Below are 23,194 nucleotides of genomic sequence, written 5' to 3'. Positions count from 1 at the left end.
TTAAGCAGGTTCGACATTTCCCTTGTTATTCAATGGGTTGTGAACCTGGGCTTTGCTGTTGTCGGTTCGCTTTCTGCCATGTTGCTCATGTCCGCGCATGCGGGCTGCAACCGGCACCGGGCACACGACAAGCAAGTCGGTTGCCCAATGGGCGGCCAGGGTCGGGCAGCAAACCAGCCCGCTCATACGGATTGCAAGTGGCAACACGCGATCCTGGAGCGGCGCAGAACAATGTGATGGATCGTCAGTGAAACAGCCAATTAGGCTGGCATGGCGACACAACGCAACAGACAGCCTGCGGTCAGCCTTTGCTGTAACCCGTTATCGGCCGGAACCTCACCCTGTGAGATTTGGCTGCGGGCAGAGTCACCGTATCAATGCTTTTGTCTTGACTAGCGGCGGCGAACAAACCGTCCGGCAGTAGCCGTATTTAACTTTAGCTCTTTATTTTTGGTGGAATTTCCATGAAACGTACTTACCAACCTTCCGTAACTCGTCGCAAACGCACACACGGCTTTCGTGTCCGCATGAAAACCCGTGGTGGCCGCGCCGTGATCAACGCTCGCCGCGCCAAAGGCCGTAAACGTCTGGCCGTCTGAGTGCGATCCGGACCCCGATCCGATCGCGCCTGACCAGGCAGAAGACGGTTCCTGTCCGTTTCATGCAAAGCGCCACCTATCCCAAAGCGGCGCGACTGCACCGCCCCTCTGAATTCACGAATCTTCTGAAAGGAAGACGTGTGTCCCGGGGGGCGTTGTTCACTCTGAACCACGCGCAGCCCTCGCCCCCTTTGCCCGAGCCCACAGCAAGGCTGGGTATGATTATCGCCAAGCGCTTTGCTGTGCGAGCGACAACCCGCAACACCATCAAGCGGGTTATTCGCGAATCCTTTCGTCATCACCGCCTGAACCTGCCGGCCGCAGACTATCTGGTGCGCCTGCACGGCAAGATCGAACCGTGTTCGCTGACCGTGCTGCGGCAACGAGTGCGCCAGGAAGTCGATAGCCACTTTGCACGCGCGCTGGCCCCGCGACCCGAGCACAAGGAACGGCCATGATTCGTCAGATTCTGATTGCGCCGATCCGTTTTTACCGGTACTTTATCAGTCCCTGGGTCGGTCAGTCCTGTCGGTTTACCCCACCTGCTCTGCTTACATGGAACAGGCCATTCACACGCACGGGGCCGGCAAGGGCCTGTGGCTGGGAACCAAACGGCTTTGTCGCTGTCATCCCTTTAGCCAGGGCGGTCATGATCCGGTGCCGCCGGCCAAGGCCTCCACAGGCGCCACAACCGCGGCAAATCATGAATAATTTCAGTAGACTGCCTGCAAAACCGCATTCCCGCAATATGCACTGGGTTACACTAGTGCGTTTTTCCAACCGCTCTTACTGTAATCAGGTTACATGGATATCCGACGCACCATACTCTGGATGATATTTGTTTTCTCGGCATTTATGCTGTGGAACAACTGGCAAACCTATACCGGTCATCCCTCTCTTCTTGGCGAACAGCCCAAGGTCGCGCAGCAGGATAATACTGCACCGGCTTCGGCAACACCGCAAGCCGATACGCCGTCTGCACCAGCAGTGCCGGGTGCGTCAACCACGCCTGCCCAGGCACAGGCTGCCACTAGCGCACCATCCGAGATTGTTGACGTCGAAACCGATGAGTTCCGTCTCCAGTTCGATACGATGGGTGCGCAACTGGTCCATGCCGAACTGCGCAAGCACCGGGATACGGCTGATGAAACCAAGTCTGCCGTTCTGCTGGAAAACAACGAGACCTCGCGCTATACGGTACAAAGCGGTATTGTTGCCCCGGCAGGCCAGAAGAAAAACTATCCTGACCAATACAAACCGTTCAAGCTGGTGTCGACCGAGACAACCATGACCGGCGATACGCTGCCGGTTGTGTTTGAATCCGAATCGGGCGGCCTGAAAGTAACGCGTACGTATACCTTCAACAAGGGAACGTACCGGGTTGACGTAAAGGATGTGATTACCAATACCAGCCAGGAACCGCAACAGCCATCGCAGTATCTGCAGATCACCCGTGACAGCAAAGATCCTCCGGGGGCCTCCAGTTTTTACCATACCTTTACCGGTCCGGCGATCTACACTGAAGAGGGACGCTTTCAGAAATTCTCTTTTTCAGACATAGATAAAAACAGCGCCGAGTATATTAAGCAGGCCAAAGACGGCTGGATCGCCATGATCGAGCATTATTTTGTCACCGCCTGGGTACCACCGGAAGGCAAAGATCGGCTTTATAACCTGCGTAAAACTCCCGAAGGCTTGTACGCGGTCAGCACCGTCGAGCCGCTGGGCACATTGGCGCCTGGTGCCAGTATCACCACCAATGCTGAGCTTTGGGTCGGTCCGCAGGACCAGGATGCACTGGCTTCTGTCGCTCCCGGCCTGGACGTTGTGGTCGATTACGGCTGGCTCACGATCATTGCCAAGCCCATGTTTGCGGTTATGCAATGGATCCATTCGATTGTGGGCAACTGGGGCTGGACCATCGTTCTGCTTACCGTCCTGATCAAACTGATTTTCTTCCCGCTATCGGCCGCCAGCTACAAATCCATGGCGAAGATGAAGAACGTCGCGCCGCGCATGCAGGCCATGAAAGAGAAGTACGGTGATGACCGTCAGGCGCTCAACGCTGCCATGATGGAAATGTACCGTAATGAAAAAATCAATCCGTTGGGTGGGTGTCTGCCGATTCTGGTACAGATCCCGGTCTTCCTGACCTTGTATCGGGTCCTGCTGGCCAGCGTCGAAATGCGCGGTGCTCCTTGGATCGGCTGGATTCACGATCTGTCGGTACACGATCCCTACTTCATTCTGCCAATCTTCATGATGGCCAGTATGTTCCTGCAGATGCGTCTGAATCCGAAACCACCGGATCCGATGCAGGCCAAGATCATGATGTTCATGCCGCTTATTTTCGGCGCCATGATGTTTATGTTCCCGGCCGGCCTGGTGCTGTACTGGTGCGTCAATAACGTGCTGTCCATTGCTCAGCAATGGTTCATTACACACAATATGAACAAGGCAGCCAACGACGCCAAGATAGGCTAAGCCAGCGGCAGATCTTCTGGGTCTGCCGGCAAGGCCGCCCGCAAGGGCTTAAGGACCGCTATTGCAAATGCAATGGCGGTTTTTTTCTGCCCTGCTGTTCGTGTTATGATTTTGCAGCACCTCATGGGTCGGCTTGCGACCACCAGAATACACATAAGAGAGACGCATGAAAAAGCTGGATATCCCTTCCCTGGAAGCCTTTGTTGCTGCCGTAGAGGAAAAAAGCCTGTCCCGGGCGGCGCAGCGCGAAAATCTGGTGACATCCGCAATAAGCAAGCGCATTACCGACCTGGAACAGCATCTGGACAAAACCCTGCTCTCGCGGCACGGCCGCGGGGTTGAACCCACACCGGCGGGCATGTTGCTATACCAGCACGCCAAATCCATCCTGCGCAACTTGCGCCTGACCGAGAATCTGATTCACGAATTTGCCAATGACGGAAAAGCCCAATTGCGACTGCTGGCCAATCCGTCAACCATATTGCAGTTCCTGCCGCAGCAGATGGCGTCGTACCTTAAAAGCCATAGCCGACTGCGGATCGATCTGGTCGAGTGCCACAGCTACGATGTACACGGCTAATCGCAGAGGATTCGGGCGATATTGGGATTTATCATGCAGACCAGCCAGCCACGGGCGTCGTGTCCTATCCGTACAAACAGGATCGGGTAGGGCTGGTCGTGCCAAATGGGCACCCGCTGGCGCAACGGCAGTCACTGTATCTTGAGGAAGCGCTGGAGTACGACCTGCTTGGCTACTTTCCCCGCCATTCGCTGGACTCTTTTCTGGCCTATGTGGAACCCTCACTGTCGCGCCCGCCCAATGTGAACCTGCAGGTCTCCAATTTTGAAGCGCGCTGCCGGATGATCATGGAAGGCCTGGGTATTGGCGTGGTGCCCGAAAAAATCGCGGCCAACTATTTGCAGCCTATGGGGCTGCAACTGTTGCATCTGAATGATAGTTGGGCACAACGCCAGTTCTATGTCTGTGTCAAGGCCATAGACGCGCAGCAGCCGCTGATTCGCGAGTTGCTGGATGCGCTGATGCAATGATGCGGGTCTCCGGCACCCTTGCGTTCAGTCGTTAACGCGCCAGATTGCGCAATGGCCGCCCCTGAACCCAGTTGTTCAGGTTTCCAGGAAAATGTCGGCGACACGTGCTTCGTTACCGGTGGAATGGCCGGCCGTATGCGGCGATACAATGACGTTTGGCATATCCCACAGCGGTGAATCCGATGCAAGCGGCTCTTTTTCCACTACATCCAGATACGCGCCGCCGATATGACCGCTCCCCAAAGCCTCGATCAGTGCCGCTTCGTCAATGACCTCGCCACGCGACACGTTAACAATACAGGCGCCCGCTTTCATCGCATCCAGCGCCTTGCGATCAACCAGCCGACGCGTCGTTTCCGTCAACGGACAGGCCAGGATCAGCCAGTCGGCTTCCGGCAGTATCCGATGCAGGGCGTCGTATGACACCATGGAAATGTCTGTCGGGGTGGTAACGGCGCTGTTGCGCAATACGGTCACCCGCATGCCAAGCATGTCCAGATAGCGCTGTATGGTTTGCCCTATGGGCCCCCAGCCGGCCAGCACCACGTGCTGCCCCTGCAGATCCGCTGGCATCAATTCATCCAGCAGCGGCGCCCAGACATGCTCGCGCTGTGCCTGTTCCAGAAAACGGAAGCGCCGGTTCAACGCCAACACCGCAGCCAGCACGCTTTGCGCGACAATCCCCGACAGTGCGCCAGTGGCACTGGTTACCTTGAGCCCCTTGTCACGCAAGCGTACATAGACCGGGCGATCCACCCCCGCCGAATGAACATGCACCCACTGCAGGTTAGGCGCTTGCTCCATCATCCGGTAAAAGCTGTCCGTTGCAGGATCCAGTACATACTTGGTTGAACGCCCCGTGATATCCCGTGACACAAATGCAATATCAACCTGCGCCAGGGTCTGCTCATCCAGCTGCCGACCGTTATAGGGTATAAAGTGGATCTGATCCAGGCCGTAGCGCGCCCTTGCAGCCTCGCGCACATACGCCAGCGCCTTTGCCGAGATCAGTACATTCAATGCCTGTGTTGCCATGGTTTTCAAGTGCAATAGAGAGTAAGGAGAAAGGCAGGCAGATACGCCTGCCCATCATGGGAAGATAATGAACCAGTCCGGCCGCAATTGGAGGCGGCAACGGCTTATTTTGCAGAAATATTCATTTCCGCCGTAAATGCCTTCCACTTCTCGTTTTCCGCCTTCACAAATTGGGTAAAGGATTCGGCAGTACCTCCCACCGGCTCGGCACCCTCATTGGACAGCTTGGTTTTGACCGTGGGGTTCTGTAATACGGTATTGATATCCTTGTTTAGTTTCTGAATGATATTGTCTGGTGTTTTTGCCGGCGCAAAATAGCCGAACCAGGATCCCATGGCAAAGTCTTTGTAGCCAGCCTCCTGCATGGTTGGTACGTCTTTAAGTGCAGGCGAGCGTTTCGTGGTAGACACAGCCAGCGGGATTAGCTTGCCTCCCTTGATACTTCCCATGACCGAAGGCAATGTGGCAAACATGAACTGCACGCGTCCGGACATGACATCATTCAAGGCATCCGCGCCTTTATAGGGAATATGCGTGACGGTCAGATTGCGGGTTTTGGCCATCATGGCGCATGATAAATGCGCGGCCGTGCCGACACCGGTAGACGCGCAATTGAATGATCCCGGCTTGGCCTCAATCTGTTTAGTCAGTTCCTGTACCGATTTGACATTCAGTGAAGGCGCCACAACCAGCACGTTGGGTACATCAGCCACCAATACCACTGCGCGCAGATCAGTCATTGTATTAAAGTCGCGTTTGGCGTAAATGTAGGGATTGACAGCGATGGGGCCGATAGAATTCATCAGTATCGTATAGCCATCTGGTTTGGCGCTGACCACAGCACCGGTACCAATGTTACCGGCTGCACCCGGCTTGTTTTCTACGACAACGCTCTGGTCCCACATCTTGCCCAGCTCATTGCTTACTTCGCGCGCAATAATATCGGTGGTGCCACCGGCAGTAAAGGCAACCACCGTTTTCACCGGCTTGGTCGGCCAGTCTTGCGCCAGGGCAGTTGATGCTCCCGCGTGCATGGCCATAAGTGTGGCCAAAACGGCGGCCTGCCCGATCTTTGAATTACACCTGTACATGTTCTGTCTCCTCGTCTTTATTGAAGTAATTACATCTGTAAATTGCTCTTTTTCCCTGCTCTTTTCCCGCACGCAGCCGCAGATATGCGCGCGCGCTCATGGATCACCGCAGTGGCGTCCATATTGCTTGCATTGGTAATACCACAACTCGTTTTGCAGACCGGCTACTGTTCCGCACCGGCGCGCGCGGCTGATCGCGATAGCCGGACACTGCCATACATAAAAGCGCCGGCTCAGTCCATAAAGCTCGGATCCAGCCTTTCCATTTTTCTCAGTAATGCCGGCCACTCCATCAACCCGTAGGGGCGACGCGTGCCGGGCTGGTAATTTTTATAGGTTTCTTCCAGCACCGATGCGCTCACCTCGTTCAACGGTGTATTGCAGGACATGGCGGCAATCTGGGCACGGCAGGCCAGCTCCAGGCGATGCATCCAGTTGAACGCCTCGCCTATGGTGTTGCCCACGGTAAGCAAGCCGTGATTGCGCAGGATCATGGCTTCGGACGCACCCAGATCCCTGACCAGCGACTCCTGCTCGCTCAGATCCAGCACAACCCCCTGGTAGTCGTGATACGCAATGCGCAGAAAACGCATGGCCGTCTGATTCAGTGGCAATAACCCGCATTTGAGCGAGGAGACCGCCATCCCGGCCCAGGTATGGGTGTGAATCACACAGGCCACTTCCCGGCGGCTTCGTGGATCGCACTGTGGATCACAAAGCCCGCCTTGTTTACGCCGTAGTTGAGTTCACCGAAGTCCGGCGAGCTCAACAGATTGCCTTTGTGATCAATTTTGAGCAGGCTGGATGCCGTAATCTCTTCGTACAGCAGCCCATAGGCATTAATCAGGAAAGCATCTTCTTCATCAGGCACACGCAGCGAGATGTGATTGGCGATCATATCCGACATGCCGTAGTGCGCCATCAGGCGGTAGCAGGCAGCCAGATCTACGCGCGCCTGCCATTCTGCTTCGCTGCATGTCTGTTTTGCACTTGCCAGGTGAATCTGACTCATTGTTTGTTCCTTTAAAAATATGTATTCTTTTGCATTCAACAGTATTCATAATAAAACACAGCTGCGCCAATCGCTCATTGGAGTTAACCCTATATCGCAATTGCAATACATATTCTTTGATTGCAATAGGCAGCTTACGAGGCCCGCTGCGAGAATGTTCGTTCGAAAACCCCCTCGGCAATGCGGTTCTTAAGAATCTCGATGGAGCCGCCCGCAATCATCCAGCCGCGACAGCGACGCACACAATATTCCACCAGCGATTCACGGCTATAACCCATGCCGCCCATCACCTGCAATGCCTCGTTGGCCACATCAAAGCCGATCTGGTTGCAATACGCCTTGGCGATGGCCGTTTCGGTAGGTGAAGGAAAGCCGCTGTCTGCGCCAGAGGCCGCCTTGTACAACAGCAACTGTGCGGCATCAAGCTTGATGCGCATATCGGCAAACTTCCATTGAATACCCTGGAACTCGCACAACAATTTGCCAAACTGGCGTCGTTGCAGCGCCCACTGCCTGGCCTCTTCGTAGGCGTATCGCCCCAGCGCCAGGGAACGCGAGGTATTGCCAAGCCGCTCCACATTGAAACCGGCAATCTGTTTTTTAAATCCGCCTTCACCCAGTACGACTTGCTCATCGGGCACATAGACATTGTCCATAAAAATTTCGACCCATTCCTCGTCGGACATAAAGGCGGAGCGTTTGCCCAATCGCATCCCCTCTGCCCTGGTCTCTATCATGACTGAGCCGATACCCTTGGTACCCGGTCCGAAGCGCACGTAGGCAAGAATGAAGTCGGCATGCGGTCCGTGTGTCGTGAAAATTTTTGTTCCATTGATACGCCAGCCCTTGCCGTCACGCGTGGCGGTAGTTTTGAGCTCTGTCACGGCTGAGCCGGCATCTGGTTCGGTCATGCCAACTGCGATTAGCGCCTTGCCTGCCAGCAACGGCTTCAGATATTTCTCTTTCTGAAAATCGGATCCATACTCAGCCAGCACACGGATCGCACCGAAATTGCCCGCCTGAACCACGTCAGCACTGCGCGGACAAACCGATGCCACGGTTTGTATGGCAATCACGGCATCCATCAATGTGCCGCCCAGCCCGCCGTCTGCTTCAGCAATGGTGATGCCAAGCAAACCCTGATCAGCCATGCGACCGGATATGTCCCATGGATAGTCCTGGCTATGTGCACGCGCAACCGCGCCATCGCGCAATTCATTTTCGGCAAAGCGGCGCACCGCCGACTCAAATCCTTTTTGTTCTGTATTGAGTTCGAAATCCATGTCTTTTATACTCCTGCTATAAACTTGTTTGATAGTTATTACAAATGTGATATTTCGCGCAAACGGACAACGGCATCAACCGCGACAACGCCGTCTGCTCGCACAAACAGCGGGTTGATCTCAGCTTCGGTCACCGGTTGAGAGTCGATCAGCGCCAGCCTGGAGATGGCAACAATGGCGCGGGCCAGCGCGTTGCAATCCCCTGGCGGCAAGTGGCGGTAGCCGCGGATCAATTGCGTATGTTTCACTTCATGGATCATCTGCCAGGCCACTTGCTCGGTCACTGGCGCAAGGCGCAGTGAAAAATCGGGTTTGAGTTCAGCCGTGATGCCACCGGCGCCGAGCATCACGGTCGGGCCAACCAGCGGGTCGTGCCGATAGCCCAGCATCAATTCGATCAGGCGGCCTTCCATTTTCTGAACCATATAGCCGTCTATCACAGCTTGTGGGCAATGGGTCTTGACCTGATCAGCCATCGTGTTCAACGCAGCCGCCAGAGATTCGTCCGAATCAATGCCAACCTTGACGCCACCAGCTTCGGTTTTATGAAGAATGTCCCGCGAGACAACCTTCAGTACCACCGGATAGTTAATTGAATGGTCAGGCGCATGCGGTTGCACCATGGCGGAAGCAACCACATCAATGCCCAGCGCAGCAAAGACCGACATGGCCTCCGGCTCGCTCAAGTTGCCGCCAGCCGGGCAGCCGTCTGGCAACATCACAGGCGGCAATGGCCCTGTCTGGCGCTTTACCAGCGGCACGAAAAACGCGGCCAATGCGTCGGCGCATGATTCGGGAGTACGGAAGGCAGCGACGGTGTTTTTTTGCAGCAACTGCAAAGAAGCCTGTGCTTCTGGCGACAGGAACGCCACCAATGGTTTGCTGTTACCGTGCTCGGTTGCAACTGCATTCAGTATGGGCTGGACCGCATATTGCGGATGAAATTGCGCCGAAGAGCCGGCGATGCATAACACCGCGTCGCACCAGTCGGTCTGCATGATTTCGGTCAGCAAGTCCTGGTACTGTTCACTGCTTGCCGCCAGGGTCAGGTCTATGACCGGCGTCTGGCGTATGTTCAGGCCTCGCGAGGCCATATGCGAAATGAATTGCGCAGGCGGAGCAACCGCAACAAACCCGCGCAGGCCCAGGTTATCGACCACGGTTGCCGCGCCCCCGCCGGTGGTGGTAATGACCGCCACACGCGCCGGCGTATCGCACCAGGCCTGTGGCCGCAAATGCGCATAGCGCGCAGCCAGTGGCGCGATCTCAAAAAGCGCTTCCAGCATATTGACGCGTATGACGCCATGCGCCCGAAAATAAGCGTCCATGGCCGCGTCATTGCCGGCAATGGCACCGGTGTGCGATTGCGACAATGCATCTCCTTGCTCCGAGCGCCCCAGCTTGTATGCAATCACCGGCTTGCCGGCGCTGCGCGCCCGTTCCAGCGCGCCGCTTAAGGTGTCTACATCCCTTAGGGTTTCCAGAAACAGCAGTATCACGCGGGTCGCATCATCATCCACCATGGCGTCCAGTATTTCACCAACGGAAATATCGCTTTCATTGCCAACAGAGACCAGGTGGGAAAAACCAAAACCGCGCGCTGCGGCACGGGACATGAGCGAGCCCATCATCGAGCCACTCTGCGAAATAATGCCGATATCGCCCGCTGTCAGATTATCCATTTCGAACGCGGCATTAACAGAAATGACGCCACCGCTGTGCACGTTGGCCAGGCCTATACTGTTGGGCCCCAGCACTCGTACACCCAGACGTCTTGCGGTCACACACAGGTCCCGTTGCCTTTGGATGCCTTCATCACCCGCCTCGGCAAAGCCGTCGGAGTAGATGGTAATCACGCCGATACCTTTACGGGCGCATTGCTCCACCACGTCGGCCACTCCGGCACTGTCAATCATCACAAAGGCATGATCCACGTTGTCGGGGAGCTGGTCGATGTTGCCCCAGGCTTTGACACCATTGATATGCGTGGCTGACGGATTGACCGGATAAATCGTGCCGGCAAAGCCGTGTTTCTGCATGAAATGCAAGGGGCGGGCGGTATTTTTTTTCTGATTGCTCGAGGCGCCAATGAGGGCGACCGACGCGGGATTGAGCAAGGCCCTGTTAAAGGTTCGACGCGTCGAAGAACAAGCGCTGCGCTGATTTGGATCGTCATGTGTCATCATCATTACCACTACTTCATTATGAAATTTTTATTGTGTTTAGCATCAGCCAAGCGACAGCTGCCGTACCTGCAGGGCTTCAAGCATCCAGACCTGCGATTTGAGTGCGGCCGCAGCCTGGCGCCCAGCACCGGCGTGACCAGCTCATCATATTTGTCATTAAGTTCGTTATCGTCTAGCGGACATTCCGGATCCCCTTTACGATCCTGGGCATAGTATTCGTGAGCCTGGCCACTGTTCATCACAATCGTCACACGCGAGGAGCGGTGGCGCGGGAACGCGGCGGTCAGCGCCTCATCTGCAGTCAACGAGATTTTTTTCATCAGGGCGCGCGTATCCGTATCGGTGAGTCGCTCAGTATCGAAGGCGTTCAGCCTGACCGACCCATGACGCAGCGCATGGCAACCACATAGGGCAAGCTGAATTTGCCTTCAAATGCCGTGAGCGGATCCGCATTTCCAGTCACGTTGATCGCCGTTTGATAGGTTGCAATGTGGATCGATGCGATGTCATTCGGCTGGATCCCATGTTCCTGCTGCAGCGCGAGTGCGGCATCGATGGAAGCAAAGGTATGGCCGCAACAGCCATGATTTTTCTGGGTAATGCGGGTAATGTTGTAGTCCACGCCCAGCCCGGCGGTCACCAGCGGAAGATTCAGCGTTCCACCCAATGCCGCAGCAAAGCCAGCCTCACCTTCCAGAATGTCGGCCACGCCGGTTACGCCGGCCGCGGCGGCTGTGCCCGCCCGTATGCCCACCGCGGCAGCATGCCCGGCATGTAGGGCCTTGGTCATGGCGTCGGAGCGGAACGCTTGTTGCAAGCCGGCAGCAAACGTCGCTGCAGTAGCGATCGCATGTTGCATCACGGTCTGATCGCCGGGCGCATACAGCGCTGCCACGGCTGCGGCGGCGCCAATACTGCCAACCGTTCCCGTCGTATGAAAATAGCGATAGTGCGCAGGTTGAATGGCGGCAGCCAGTCGGGTAGATATTTCATACCCCACCACGATCGCCGTCATAAACGCCAGGCCGTCAGCGTCTCGCGTATCGGCCGCCGCCAGTGCTGCCGATATGACAGGGCAGCCCGGGTGATAGACACCATCCCGGAAAATATCATCGAACTCCACCGTATGCGACACACTGCCGTTGATCCAGGCGGCTGTGGCCGGAAAGGTAGTAGTGCCAAACCCAGGCAGGCGGGCAAAACCGACACCGGTTTCATCCGTATGCGCCTGAACCAGTTCTACACCGGGGGACATGCGCGTACCGGGATACAGCGCGGCCAGCCAGTCAAGCACGGCCCGCTTCGTATGATGAAGTACCGGTTCGGTCAGCGTGCGTTCACCGCTTTCCCGGGCGCCGTATTGAGCAAGTTCATGTATGAGCATAGATCGCTTTGTATGTGAGGGCCGCCTTGTGGCAGCAAGCAAATGTAAGTATTCATTCTAGGCAAACGCCGCTGCCGGGCTTTGAAAGTTTGTGAACGCTGCTATCTCGTACCGTGCAAGCAATCACCCGGTTTCAAGCCGCCGGGCAAAAACCCGCGCCGCAGGAGGTGTTTACCCTCGCGCTTTCATTTGTGATTGGAGTCGACCTGACACCACTGGCGGCTACGTTGTCCATGAGCACCTTGACTGCGCGAGCGCCCCCTCGAAGTTGGCGCTCAACTCGCGACCAGCGCTCTGCCATCACCAAAGGTGATGTTGTCCATGACTTTTGGTAGCTTACACAGACGCAAAATCCGGCTTAGACTTCAACCGAAGCTGTTACGGGTGGCCATGGCGTTACAATCGGCGCCTTTCCTGTACGGCAACAGGATTCAATTACAAAATAAACACAGTGGTGATTGCGCCGTGATCACCAACACGGAGACAAACTTTATGCGTCTGAACCCCTCTTTTTTCCTGCTGACCTGTGCCGTTGCACTCGGGCTTGCGCCTGCTGCCCAGGCCGAAGTCAGTTTTTCTGAACGTCCCATTCGGCTGATTGTGCCCAGTTCACCCGGCTCGGGGCTGGATAACCTGGCCCGCACCTTTGCACCCAGCATGGGGCAGGCCCTCAAGCAATCTGTCGTGGTGGAAAACCTGGCCGGCGCATCCAACATATCCGGCACTCGCGAACTGGTTCGCGCCAAACCCGATGGCTATACCCTGGAGCTGATCTCCTCGAACCATGCGGTCAACCCAAGCCTGCACAAGAACCTGCCCTACGATTCAGTGAAGGACATTACCCCGATATCCAATCTGGTGACCTCGCCGCTGGTAATTGCCGTACCCAATACATCACCCTACAAAACCCTGGACGAGCTGATTGCCGCGGCCAGGAAAGAGCCCAAACGCCTCAATTACGGATCGGCCGGTGTCGGCACGGCCCTGCATCTGGCCGGTGTACTTTTCGAGAAGCGTGCGGGTGTGCAAATGACCCATATTCCCTATAAGGGCGGCAATACAATTGTGAATGATCTGGTCTCCAACCAGATCCAGGTCGCCTTTCTGGCCGTGGCCAGCGTTTCGGAACAAATCAAGGGTGGCATGCTGCGCGGTCTGGCAGTAACGTCTTCCAAACGCAGCCAGATCCTGCCTGATCTGCCCACATTAATCGAAGCAGGGGTTACCGACTATGTTTACGAACCCTGGCTTGGCATGATCGCTCCGGCCAACCTGCCCGATGACATTCGCGATAAGCTGCAGGCCACCGTCAAGGATGTGTTTGCCACAGCAGAGGTCAAAGACAAGCTCGAACGCCTTGGCTTCAATATTGTTGTCTCCGATCCTCAAACGTTTGGCAAAACCATTCAAAAAGACATCGACGAGAGCGCAGCGCTGCTCAAATAAGGCAGTTAATACTTGGAGCAGGCCGGGTCGGTAAAATGGCCCTGCCGCGCTCCTGACGGCTTTATCAAGGTAGCCAGGTTGGCGGCTGCTGTGCTCTTGCATGGTTTTTCACTATTTACTTACATGGCTACCGATGCTCTAATCCCGATCAAACCTGATTTTCGCGAGTTTGATTTGTGGTCCATTGATCCTACGTCCCTGTATCTGTTCATCGCCGTGTGTGAAACCGGCAGCATTGCCCGTGCCGGCGAGCGGGAGTTACTGTCTGCTGCTGCCGTCAGCAAGCGCATGGTAGAAATAGAAAGAAAAATTGGTGCACCGCTGTTGTTGCGCAGCCAGCGTGGTGTAACCCCTACGTCAGCCGGTCAGGTACTGCTAAAACACGCCCGCAGTATCATGGTGGACTATCGCAAGCTGCAAAGCGAATTGAGTGAGCACGCCCTGGGCGTCAAGGGCCATGTGCGACTGCTGTCCAACGTCTCGGCCATCATGGAATTTTTGCCGGCGGACCTGACCTCATTCCTGGAAGCCCACCCGAACATCCAGGTTGATCTCGAAGAGCATTTCAGTAGTGATATACCCAGGAAAATTGAAGAAGGCAACGCCGATATCGGCATTTGCCGCGATTTCGTGCCCACCGGCAATACCTGTGTGACGCCCTACCGCTACGACCATTTCGCGATCGTGGTCAACAAGGCGCACCCGCTGGCCGGCAAAAAATCGCTTATGTTCGAGCAAACGCTGGACTATCCGCAAATCGGCTTTTCCATGCAAACCTCCATGAATACGCTGATGTCGCATATCGCGGGCCGTCAGGGCAAGACCTTGACCTATCGCACACATGTCAGTTCCTTTGACGCGGCCTATCGGCTGATTGAAGCCAATCTGGGCATTGCGGCGCTGCCCCGCGAAGCCGTGGAGCGCTATGTCAGGCTTTATGATCTGGAGCTGATCCCGCTGGACGATCCATGGGCGCGGCGCAACTTCGTGCTGTGTACCCGCGCCAACGAAGCGCTGTCGGGCTCGGCCCAGAAGCTCTTTGATCATCTGCAGGCCCAGGCCGGCAGTAACTTGCCCGGGTAGAGCAAAGGCCAGGAGCGCGCCAACCATAACGAAACCTGATGGTTACCATGACCATCCGGGCATTACCGCAGACGGCAATTCGTCGTAGACTGTTCCCATCAATGTAAAGGAACCGTCATGACAGATCATGTCCACATTCAGGAGGTTGGCTTGCGCGATGGCCTGCAAAGCATCGCCACCACCATGCCGACCGAAGCCAAGAAGCGCTGGATCAGCGCCGCATACGATGCCGGCTTGCGCCAGATCGAAGTTACCTCGTTCGTTCCACCCAGGCTGTTGCCCCAGTTGGCCGACGCCGCGCAAATCGTGGACTATGCCCTGCAGTTTGATGGGCTGACCGTCACCGCGCTGGTGCCCAACCTGAAAGGCGCCGAAAACGCCTGAAGGCCGGCGTACACCGCATCGTGGCGCCGATCTCTGTCAGTACGCAGCACAGCCTGGCCAATGTCCGGCGCACACCCATGGAGATGGTGCAGGAGTTCGGCCGTATCCGTGAACTGATTGAAGCCCACGGTGCTCGCACGACGCTGATCGCGGGCCTGTCTACCGTGTTCGGTTGTACGCTGCAGGGGGAAGTGCCGGTAGATGACGTATGCAATGTCGTACGCGGCAGTATCGCAGCAGGCGCCGATACCGTGGCGCTTGCCGATACAACGGGGCACGCCACGCCTGCGCAGGTGCAGCAGGTCATTACGGCGGTGCGTTCGGTAGCAGGCGAGCGTTTGCGCAGCATGCATTTTCATGACACCCGTGGTATGGGCCTGGCCAATACGGTTATCGCATTGCAAAACGGCATCCGGGAATTTGATGCCTCACTGGCCGGCATCGGCGGCTGCCCGCATGCGCCTGGCGCCACCGGCAATGTGGTTACCGAAGACCTGGTGTTCATGCTCGAATCAATGGGCTATCACACCGGTATTTCAGTTCAAAGCCTGCTGACCTGCCGGCAAATCCTCTCACAGGCCTTGCCGCAGGAACCCCTGTACGGCTTTATTAATCGGGCAGGTCTGCCCAACACATTCACGCAGCAAAGAGCAACACAATGAATTCTGTCACATCGCAAGCATTGCCCCTGGAAGGTATCCGCGTCGTTGAAATGTCCCATATGGTCATGGGCCCTACCTGCGGAATGATTCTGGCCGATCTGGGCGCCGAAGTCATCAAAGTAGAGCCGCTTACCGGCGACAAGACCCGCGAACTGCTGGGCGCCGGCGCCGGTTTTTTCCGCACCTTCAATCGCAACAAGAAAAGTATTTCGGTTGACATAAAAGACCAGCAGGCCATTGATGCTGTCCTGAAACTGGTTGATTCAGCAGACGTTTTTGTCGAAAACTTCAAGCCCGGCCGCATGGCTTCACTGGGCCTTGATTACGACAGCCTGAAGGCGCGCAATCCGGGGCTTATTTATGTGTCGCACAAGGGCTTTTTGCAGGGGCCTTACGAGAAACGCCTGGCCCTGGATGAAGTGGTGCAGATGATGGCCGGCCTGGCCTATATGACGGGTCCCGTGGGCCGACCCTGCGTGCCGGCACCTCGGTAAACGACATCATGGGCGGCATGTTCGGTGCGCTGGGTGTCCTGGCCGCGCTATTTCAGCGTAACAGCACCGGCCGGGGCAAAGAAATTCAAAGCGCGCTATTTGAAAACTGCGTGCTGCTCTCGGCCCAGCATATGCAACAGTATGCGGTCACAGGTGTGGCCGCCAACCCCATGCCCGAACGCATCAGCGCCTGGGGTATTTATGATACCTTCGAACTGGCCGGTGGCCGCCTCATGTTTATCGCCGCAACGGGCGATGCGCCATGGAAGGAACTGTGCGAGATTCTGCAGCGCCCTGATCTGTATCTCGACCCGCGCCTGAAAACCAATAACGATCGTGTGCTCGCGCGCGACTGGCTGATTCCAGAACTGGGCGCTACGCTCAAGAATATGGAGGCCGAAGCGCTCGCGCCCATATTTGAAGCCCGGCAAATCCCGTTTGCCTATATTACCAAGCCTGAAGAACTGTTCGATGACCCGCACCTACAGCAAAGCGGTGGCCTGGGCCGTCAGGTACTGGAAGACGGATCAGAAACGCCCATGCCCCTGTTGCCGATCAGCATGGACGGCCAGCGTCTGCAGCCACGGCAGCCCATCGCGCGTATTGGCGAACACACCGAGAGCGTATTGCGTGATCTGGGTTACGAAGCCGCCGAGATCGCCCGCCTGGCGGCAGCCGGGGTGCTGAAGGTAGCGTAATCAATTACGCTACGGGGCCTGGATAGCCAGCCTGTTGCGCGATCGCCTGCAATCCGGCTATCGTAAACGTATGCATGTGACGAGCCATATCTTCGACCGAGTGCGAATACAGCGGCTGTATCGGGGTGGCAATACGCCGGTCCAGTATCAACAGCATCATAACCGGCCCGATGACGCTTAACACGGAGCGTAGCAACTGCGGATCGGCTACCTGCATGCCGGTCAGCTCCATAATGACATCGCGTAATACCTCGAACTTGGGCAGCGTGTCTTCTTCCATAATTTGCGACAGCAAGGGTGAAGGCGCCAGCAATTCTCGCGCCCACAAGCGAATATGCCAGCTTTTGGCATCATAAGTTGCGCGCAACAGCCCTTCGATCAGTAGGTAAAGCTTGTCCGAAGGCGGCGCCGCACTATGGCCGATCTGCCTCACAAAATCCAGGCTCATGACTTCGCGATGCACTTCCTTGAGCAGAACCAGGTACAGGCCATCACGACTGCCAAAATGATAATTCACAGCTGCCATATTAACGCCTGCGGCTTCGCAGATTGCCTTGCTGGTTGTATCCGCATAGCCGCGTTCGGCAAACAGGGCGCCGGCCTGCGCAACAATATGACGCACTGTCGCATCGCCATCGCTACGACTGGCGCGACCGCTGCGAACACTGGAGACTGCCAAGAGGCTGCCTGGGGGCTTTGGCTGGGAGATCTGTTTTTTGCAATCATGAGATTTGGAATCAATATAACGACTGGGTGCTTTACATATAATTCAAATTTGAATTAGAATTATAGCTCATTTGCTCTTACCCGACACACAAGGTGAACGGATTATTTCAATCATGAATAAGAAAATTGCAGTTGTAGTCGTTCTTGGCATCATCGCCATCGCGGCAGGTACTTGGTGGTTTTTTGGGCGCCCTGCCCCAACTGCCAATCATCTGACGCTCTATGGCAATGTCGATATCCGGCAGATTTCACTGGCTTTTGAAAACAGCGACCGGGTACGCGAAATGCGTGTCGAAGAAGGCGACAGTGTGAAGGCTGGCCAGGTAGTGGCCACGCTGGATACCCGCAGTCTGGCACTGCAGGCCGATCAGGCCAAGGCACAAGTAGCTGCACAGGAGCAGGCGTTATTACGTTTGAAAAACGGCACCCGCCCCGAAGAAGTAGAGCAGTTGCAGGCCCAGGTCAGGGCGGCGCAGGCTGAGGCCCGGCAGGCGCAGATCCGCCACAAACGGTTAAAAGACATTGCGACGCGCTCCGGTGGCCAGGCGATCAGCAAACAGGAAGTGGACGATACACTGGCCTCGGCTCAGGTGGCCGAGGCGCAGCTGGAAAACCAGCGCAAGGCCTTAAAGCTGGCGCAGATCGGCCCACGCGACGAGGATATTGCTCAGGCACAGGCCGAATTGGCTGCAGCAAAAGCGAATCTGGCGTTGCTGGAACATCAATTGACCCTGTCCGTCCTTACATCACCCACCGATGCGGTGGTCCGCGCACGGCTGCTGGAACCCGGAGATATGGCCTCTCCGGTCAAACCTGCCTATACCCTGGCCCTGACCTCGCCCAAATGGGTTCGAGCCTATGTGAATGAAGTCCAGCTCGGGCACGTCAGGCCCGATATGCCGGCCACAATCATGACCGACAGCCATCCCGATGAAACCATCTCCGGACGTGTCGGCTATATTTCGCCTGTGGCAGAATTTACACCAAAGAATGTACAGACCGAAGAGCTGCGCACCAGCCTGGTCTATGAAGTGCGTATCCTGGTTGACGATCCGCAAAACCGGCTACGTCTTGGCATGCCGGCAACTGTCAATATTGCACTTGACAAGGCGGCCCCTGATACCGATAAGCGGCTCTCGTCCGGAGTAAACAAATGACCAGCCGTAGTCCTGCAGCTGACGGCAACGCTGCCGCAGCAACGGGTCGTCGTTTTGCCGAAAAAAAAGGTGATGGGGCAGAAAGTGCCGACGTGGCCGTCAGCGCCAGCGGTATCAGTAAGCGTTTCAAGGTGAAGGAGACTGGGTCGACTGTGCAGGCATTGGACAACGTGGATGTGCAGGTAGCCGCTGGCCAGCTCACGGCGATTGTCGGCCCCGACGGGGCCGGCAAAACAACGTTTCTCAGACTTGTATCCGGGCTGATGCGTCCTGATACAGGAACCTTGCAGGTGCTGGGTATTGACGTCACTCGCCATCCACAGGCAGTACAGGACCGCATCAGCTATATGCCGCAAAAATTCGGGCTGTATGAAGATCTGAGCGTGCAGGAAAATCTCGATCTGTATGCCGATTTGCATGGCGTTGTACAGGACGTGCGCAGGGAGCGCTTTGCCAACCTGCTGGAAATGACGGACCTGAAGCGGTTTACCGCCCGCCTGGCTGGCAAACTGTCTGGCGGCATGAAACAAAAACTGGGCCTGGCCTGTACGCTGGTTCGCTCGCCCCAGTTGTTGCTATTGGACGAGCCAACCGTTGGCGTAGACCCGCTGTCACGGCGCGAATTATGGGAAATCGTGCAGCAGTTGCGAGAGCAGGAGCAACTGTCTGTACTGCTGACTACCGCGTATCTGGACGAAGCGGAACGCTGCGCCAGTGTCTATGTGCTGCATGAAGGCAGGCTGCTTTCCAGCGGCCCGCCGGAGATGACCAGTGCACATGCAAGTGACTTGTGCTATCTGGTTACGCCGACCGGCGATGAACACCCTCGCGACTTGCAGGCACAGTTGCTGGATAACACTAGCGTCGTTATTGATGCCGTGCCGGAAGCGGGAGACGTTCGTGTCATACGGCGTCCCGAATCGGAGCCATCACAATTGCAATTGAATGGGCGGCAGCTGGAACCTGCACAGGCGCGTCTGGAGGATGGGTTCATGGTGTTGCTGCGCAGCGGTAGCAGTAGCGATAGCATCGATACGGGCACAACCACCGGTCAGGCTTCCCGGAATATGAATGCTGCTGCAGGGAACCTTGCGAACAACGGTGGTTCGGACCAGATGCCGCCCGCTAACCGTAAGAACGCCGCAGGCACCATAGACCAGCCACGCTTGCAGGACGCCCCGCACACTGCTTCAGGAAACGGTCATAACGGTATTGTGATTGATGTCCGGGATCTGGTCAGAAAGTTCGGCGAATTTACAGCCGTGGACAGCACGACCTTTAACGTCAAGCGCGGTGAGATTTTCGGTTTGCTTGGTCCCAACGGCGCCGGCAAGACCACAACCTTTCGCATGCTTTGCGGGCTGCTGCCTGCCACCAGTGGTCACGCTGAAGTGGCCGGCATGGATATGCGCAAGGCGCGCGCCGAAGCCCGTCAGCGTATTGGCTATGTTTCGCAGAAGTTCGCCCTGTATGGCAACCTGTCCGTGATGGAAAATCTGCGCTTTTTTGGCCGGGCCTATGGCCTCATGGGTAAGCGGCTGGTCCGGCGTATTGCTGCCGTTACCGCGCAGTTCGAACTGCAACGTTACGAGAAGCTGCCTGCGGGCCAGTTACCGGGCGGCGTTAAACAGCGCCTAGCCATGGCTGTAGGACTGCTGCACGAGCCCGATGTGCTGTTTCTGGATGAACCTACCAGCGGTACTGACCCCCTGGCGCGTCGCGGCTTCTGGCAGCGCATAACCAGGCTTGCCGGTGGGGGCACCACAATTGTGATTACAACGCATTTTATGGAAGAAGCCGAATATTGCGATCGTATTGTCATTCAGGACGCAGGCAAACTTGTGGCGTACGGCACACCGGATGAAGTACGTACGCAGGCGGGCGGAACTGACAGGATGACTATGGAAGCGGCCTTCATCCGTATTGTGGAGCAGGGACGCAGCCAACGCCAGAATGGCCAGAAGGTGGCGGCATGAACAGAGATCCGCAGTTTGCGCGGGCAGTGCCTTCGGATCGTAGCGGCGGCTTCTGGTTGCGTCTGATATCACTGACACGCAAGGAATTTCGCCAGCTGTGGCGCGACGCCAGTAACCTGATGATCGGTATCGGCCTGCCGATAGCGCTGATTCTCATTTTCGGCTATGCGCTGACCTTTGACGTACGTGATGCACGAGTGGCGGTCGTGCTGGAAGACTCCTCGCCTGTGGCGCAAAGCCTGGTTTCCAGCCTGGAGTTGTCCGACTATTTTGTACCGGTCAAAGTGACATCCATGCATGAGGCCACCGAGATGATGAAGGCGCATGAATCAGATGCCATTCTTAGAATCCCGTCTGATTTCGCGCGTCGTCTATCTGTCGGAGATGCCCAGGTACAAACGCTGCTGCTCGGGTCAGACCCGACACGCGCCAGTGCCATTAGAAGCTATCTGGAGGGTGCGGTAGCCATATGGGGACAGAAGCAGGCCTCGCGCAGCCACAGTCCGGCCGCGCAGGGCGCGGTGGTGATTGTAGATCGCATGTGGTTCAATGCCGCGAACAACAGCACCTGGTATCTGGTTCCCGGGCTTATTGCACTTATCATGACACTGGTTGGAACCTTTCTGACTGCGCTGGTCATGGCTCGCGAGTGGGAGCGCGGCACCATTGAGGCATTGTTTGTCACCCCGGTGCATCCTGTCGAAATCCTGATCGCAAAAATCATCCCCTATTTTTTTATCGGCCTGTTGGGTCTGGTGATGTGCGTGGTAACCGCCCGCGTGCTGTTCGACGTGCCTATTTACGGCTCAATGTGGGTTTTGGTGCTGGCATCCATGCTGTACATGTTTGTTTCCCTGGGCATCGGGCTGCTGATCTCTGCCATGACCAAGAACCAGTTTCTGGCCAGCCAGGTTGCACTACTGGCAAGCTTTCTGCCGGCCATGATGCTGACCGGATTTATTTTCGATTTGCGCAATGTGCCCACAGCGGTGTACGTCATTGGCCAGCTGGTCCCGGCAACCTATTTTCTCGAACTGGTCAAATCGCTTTTCCTTGCCGGTAACTACTGGCCGCTGATCATCAAAAACTGCAGCGTGCTGGCTATTTACGCTATCGTTTTGCTGGGGCTGGCACGCTTTGTCACCCGCAAGAAACTGGATTGAACCCTATGCTGGCCTTTTTCAACTACCTGCTGCGCCTGGCCAATCTTTGCCAGAAGGAATTCATTGCGGTACTTAAGGATCCTGCCAATCGGGTCATCCTGATCGTGCCGCCGATCCTGCAAAGCCTGCTGTTTGGCTACGCCGCCAATTTCGATCTGACTAACGTTCCCTACGCCGTCCTTGATGAAAGTCGCGGCGGCGCATCCACGGAACTCATCGCGCGCTTTGACGGCACCGGGGTTTTTCATCGGGTCGCAACGCTCGATTCTGCCAGCCAGATTTCAGATGTGATTGACACAGGATCGGCCCTGTTGGTGGTGCATTTCAGTGCTGATTTTGAGCGCCTGCTGTCGGCAGGCCATACCACACCTTTGCAAGTCATTCTGGATGGCCGCAACTCCACAACAGCGGGATCCGCAGCCGGGCAGTTGCAGGCGATCATATCGGCCTATAACCAGCGCGATGGCCAGGATGCCAAACCTGCAGTGACCGTCATGTCACGCGCCTGGTATAACCCTAATCTGGAATCACGCTGGAATATTGTACCGGCGCTGATCGCCTCGCTCAGCATGATACAAACCATCATGCTTGCGGCGCTCTCAGTGGCGCGTGAGCGCGAACAGGGCACCTTCGACCAATTACTGGTCACACCGTATACGCCGCTGCAGATCATGATTGGCAAGGCCCTTCCGTCCATTGCCATCGGTCTCTCGCAAGCGATGCTGGTGCTGGCGATCTCGCTTTACTGGTTTGATATTCCGATGACCGGCAGCTTCTGGGCATTGTTGCTGGCCATGCTGATGTTCATGATCACCATCGTCGGGATCGGTTTGTCGATCTCGGCCCTGTCCGCAAATATGCAGCAGGCCATGCTCTACACATTTGTGCTGATTATGCCACTCACACTGCTGTCGGGCCTGGCAACACCGGTGAGCAACATGCCCCAATTCATGCAAATAGTCACCTACGCCAACCCGCTGCGCTTTGCCATAGACCTGGTGCGAAGAATCTATCTGGAAGGCGCGCCGCTCACGCTGCTATGGCATGACTTTATTCCATTTGTGGGAATCACACTTGTGACCATGCCACTTGCAGCCTGGCTATTTCGCAACAAGCTGTAGAAATGAAAAGCCTGCGCAACAGCGTCCGACTGCAGTCGGGTTCTGCAATGGCGTATTCTTGAGCGCGCTGATAATCTCAAAACAGCAGCTTAAAAGCGGGCATCGCGCCCCTGACCTGCAATGCACCACGCCCGGGCGCAATCTGTCCGTCTGAAAACAA

General features: G+C 56.3%; 17 protein-coding genes and 5 pseudogenes. 14 read left to right on the top strand and 8 right to left on the bottom strand.

Annotated features, from left to right (window positions below):
- Entirely contained in the window at window positions 1–207 is a 207-nt protein-coding gene (locus TKWG_RS20555) for a hypothetical protein (RefSeq protein WP_171815201.1), read from the bottom strand.
- A gap of 257 nt (window positions 208–464) precedes the next feature.
- Here TKWG_RS20555 and rpmH point away from each other — a divergent pair, with 257 nt between their 5' ends.
- The 6 genes and pseudogenes from rpmH to TKWG_RS26760 all read left to right on the top strand — a co-directional run bounded on the left by rpmH (window position 465) and on the right by TKWG_RS26760 (window position 4,133).
- Entirely contained in the window at window positions 465–599 is a 135-nt protein-coding gene (gene rpmH, locus TKWG_RS22875; RefSeq protein ID WP_006578231.1) for a 50S ribosomal protein L34, read from the top strand.
- 62 nt (window positions 600–661) lie between these two features.
- A complete protein-coding gene (gene rnpA, locus TKWG_RS20550; RefSeq protein ID WP_050981689.1) occupies window positions 662–1,057 on the top strand; it encodes a ribonuclease P protein component in 396 nt (131 codons plus the stop codon).
- Window positions 1,054–1,310 (top strand): annotated as a pseudogene (gene yidD, locus TKWG_RS23440) (membrane protein insertion efficiency factor YidD). Before rnpA ends, yidD begins: the two are co-directional and overlap by 4 nt.
- Window positions 1,311–1,403: 93 nt before the next feature.
- Window positions 1,404–3,083: a membrane protein insertase YidC gene (gene yidC, locus TKWG_RS20540; RefSeq protein ID WP_041709688.1), complete on the top strand. Its 1,680-nt coding sequence runs from the start codon at window positions 1,404–1,406 to the stop codon at window positions 3,081–3,083.
- A gap of 166 nt (window positions 3,084–3,249) precedes the next feature.
- Window positions 3,250–3,663 (top strand): LysR family transcriptional regulator, encoded by a 414-nt coding sequence (locus TKWG_RS26765; RefSeq protein WP_322786582.1) that lies wholly within the window; start codon window positions 3,250–3,252, stop codon window positions 3,661–3,663.
- Window positions 3,636–4,133, top strand: coding sequence for a LysR substrate-binding domain-containing protein (locus tag TKWG_RS26760; protein WP_322786581.1), 498 nt, complete (start codon window positions 3,636–3,638; stop codon window positions 4,131–4,133). Before TKWG_RS26765 ends, TKWG_RS26760 begins: the two co-directional genes overlap by 28 nt.
- A gap of 75 nt (window positions 4,134–4,208) precedes the next feature.
- Here TKWG_RS26760 and TKWG_RS20530 read toward each other — a convergent pair whose 3' ends face one another.
- From TKWG_RS20530 to TKWG_RS20505, 6 genes and pseudogenes are all read right to left on the bottom strand, one after another.
- Window positions 4,209–5,168 carry a D-2-hydroxyacid dehydrogenase gene (locus tag TKWG_RS20530; RefSeq protein ID WP_014752698.1) on the bottom strand — a complete coding sequence of 320 codons (960 nt, stop codon included), beginning with the start codon at window positions 5,166–5,168 and terminating at the stop codon, window positions 4,209–4,211.
- Window positions 5,169–5,272: 104 nt separating this feature from the next.
- Window positions 5,273–6,220 (bottom strand): Bug family tripartite tricarboxylate transporter substrate binding protein, encoded by a 948-nt coding sequence (locus TKWG_RS20525; RefSeq protein ID WP_238534265.1) that lies wholly within the window; start codon window positions 6,218–6,220, stop codon window positions 5,273–5,275.
- Window positions 6,221–6,492: 272 nt separating this feature from the next.
- Window positions 6,493–7,271 (bottom strand): annotated as a pseudogene (locus TKWG_RS20520) (class II aldolase/adducin family protein).
- A gap of 134 nt (window positions 7,272–7,405) precedes the next feature.
- Window positions 7,406–8,554: an acyl-CoA dehydrogenase family protein gene (locus TKWG_RS20515; RefSeq protein ID WP_014752696.1), complete on the bottom strand. Its 1,149-nt coding sequence runs from the start codon at window positions 8,552–8,554 to the stop codon at window positions 7,406–7,408.
- Between the two features lie 38 nt (window positions 8,555–8,592).
- Window positions 8,593–10,743, bottom strand: coding sequence for an acetate--CoA ligase family protein (locus TKWG_RS20510; protein ID WP_014752695.1), 2,151 nt, complete (start codon window positions 10,741–10,743; stop codon window positions 8,593–8,595).
- A 5-nt stretch (window positions 10,744–10,748) separates the two neighbouring features.
- Window positions 10,749–12,124, bottom strand: a pseudogene (locus TKWG_RS20505) (MmgE/PrpD family protein).
- Between the two features lie 492 nt (window positions 12,125–12,616).
- On the opposite strand from TKWG_RS20505, the gene TKWG_RS20500 reads away from it, so the two are divergent.
- From TKWG_RS20500 to TKWG_RS20485, 4 genes and pseudogenes are all read left to right on the top strand, one after another.
- Window positions 12,617–13,570 (top strand): Bug family tripartite tricarboxylate transporter substrate binding protein, encoded by a 954-nt coding sequence (locus TKWG_RS20500; RefSeq protein WP_014752694.1) that lies wholly within the window; start codon window positions 12,617–12,619, stop codon window positions 13,568–13,570.
- Between the two features lie 12 nt (window positions 13,571–13,582).
- Window positions 13,583–14,653, top strand: coding sequence for a LysR substrate-binding domain-containing protein (locus tag TKWG_RS20495; RefSeq protein WP_014752693.1), 1,071 nt, complete (start codon window positions 13,583–13,585; stop codon window positions 14,651–14,653).
- Between the two features lie 117 nt (window positions 14,654–14,770).
- Window positions 14,771–15,699: pseudogene (locus tag TKWG_RS20490) on the top strand (hydroxymethylglutaryl-CoA lyase).
- Window positions 15,696–16,891 (top strand): annotated as a pseudogene (locus tag TKWG_RS20485) (CaiB/BaiF CoA transferase family protein). Before TKWG_RS20490 ends, TKWG_RS20485 begins: the two co-directional pseudogenes overlap by 4 nt.
- A gap of 4 nt (window positions 16,892–16,895) precedes the next feature.
- Here the strand turns inward: TKWG_RS20485 and TKWG_RS20480 are convergent.
- Window positions 16,896–17,570, bottom strand: a complete 675-nt coding sequence (locus TKWG_RS20480) for a CerR family C-terminal domain-containing protein (protein WP_014752692.1) — start codon at window positions 17,568–17,570, stop codon at window positions 16,896–16,898.
- A 160-nt stretch (window positions 17,571–17,730) separates the two neighbouring features.
- Here TKWG_RS20480 and TKWG_RS20475 point away from each other — a divergent pair, with 160 nt between their 5' ends.
- Genes TKWG_RS20475 through TKWG_RS20460 form a run of 4 tightly spaced genes read left to right on the top strand, consistent with a single transcriptional unit; the run spans window position 17,731 to window position 23,034 of the window.
- Window positions 17,731–18,774 (top strand): efflux RND transporter periplasmic adaptor subunit, encoded by a 1,044-nt coding sequence (locus TKWG_RS20475; protein WP_014752691.1) that lies wholly within the window; start codon window positions 17,731–17,733, stop codon window positions 18,772–18,774.
- Window positions 18,771–20,750, top strand: a complete 1,980-nt coding sequence (locus TKWG_RS24205; RefSeq protein ID WP_014752690.1) for an ATP-binding cassette domain-containing protein — start codon at window positions 18,771–18,773, stop codon at window positions 20,748–20,750. The genes TKWG_RS20475 and TKWG_RS24205 overlap by 4 nt, the downstream gene beginning before the upstream one ends.
- On the top strand, window positions 20,747–21,913 hold the full coding sequence (locus tag TKWG_RS20465) for an ABC transporter permease (RefSeq protein ID WP_014752689.1): 1,167 nt from the start codon (window positions 20,747–20,749) through the stop codon (window positions 21,911–21,913). The genes TKWG_RS24205 and TKWG_RS20465 overlap by 4 nt, the downstream gene beginning before the upstream one ends.
- Before the next feature lie 5 nt (window positions 21,914–21,918).
- A complete protein-coding gene (locus TKWG_RS20460) occupies window positions 21,919–23,034 on the top strand; it encodes an ABC transporter permease (protein WP_014752688.1) in 1,116 nt (371 codons plus the stop codon).
- The last annotated feature ends 160 nt before the right edge of the window (window positions 23,035–23,194 follow it).

The organism is Advenella kashmirensis WT001, assembly GCF_000219915.2.
In the GTDB taxonomy this organism is placed as follows: Bacteria; Pseudomonadota; Gammaproteobacteria; order Burkholderiales; family Burkholderiaceae_B; genus Advenella; species Advenella kashmirensis.
Note: the sequence above shows the minus strand (reverse complement) of the source record. Positions and strands in the feature narration are given on the sequence as shown.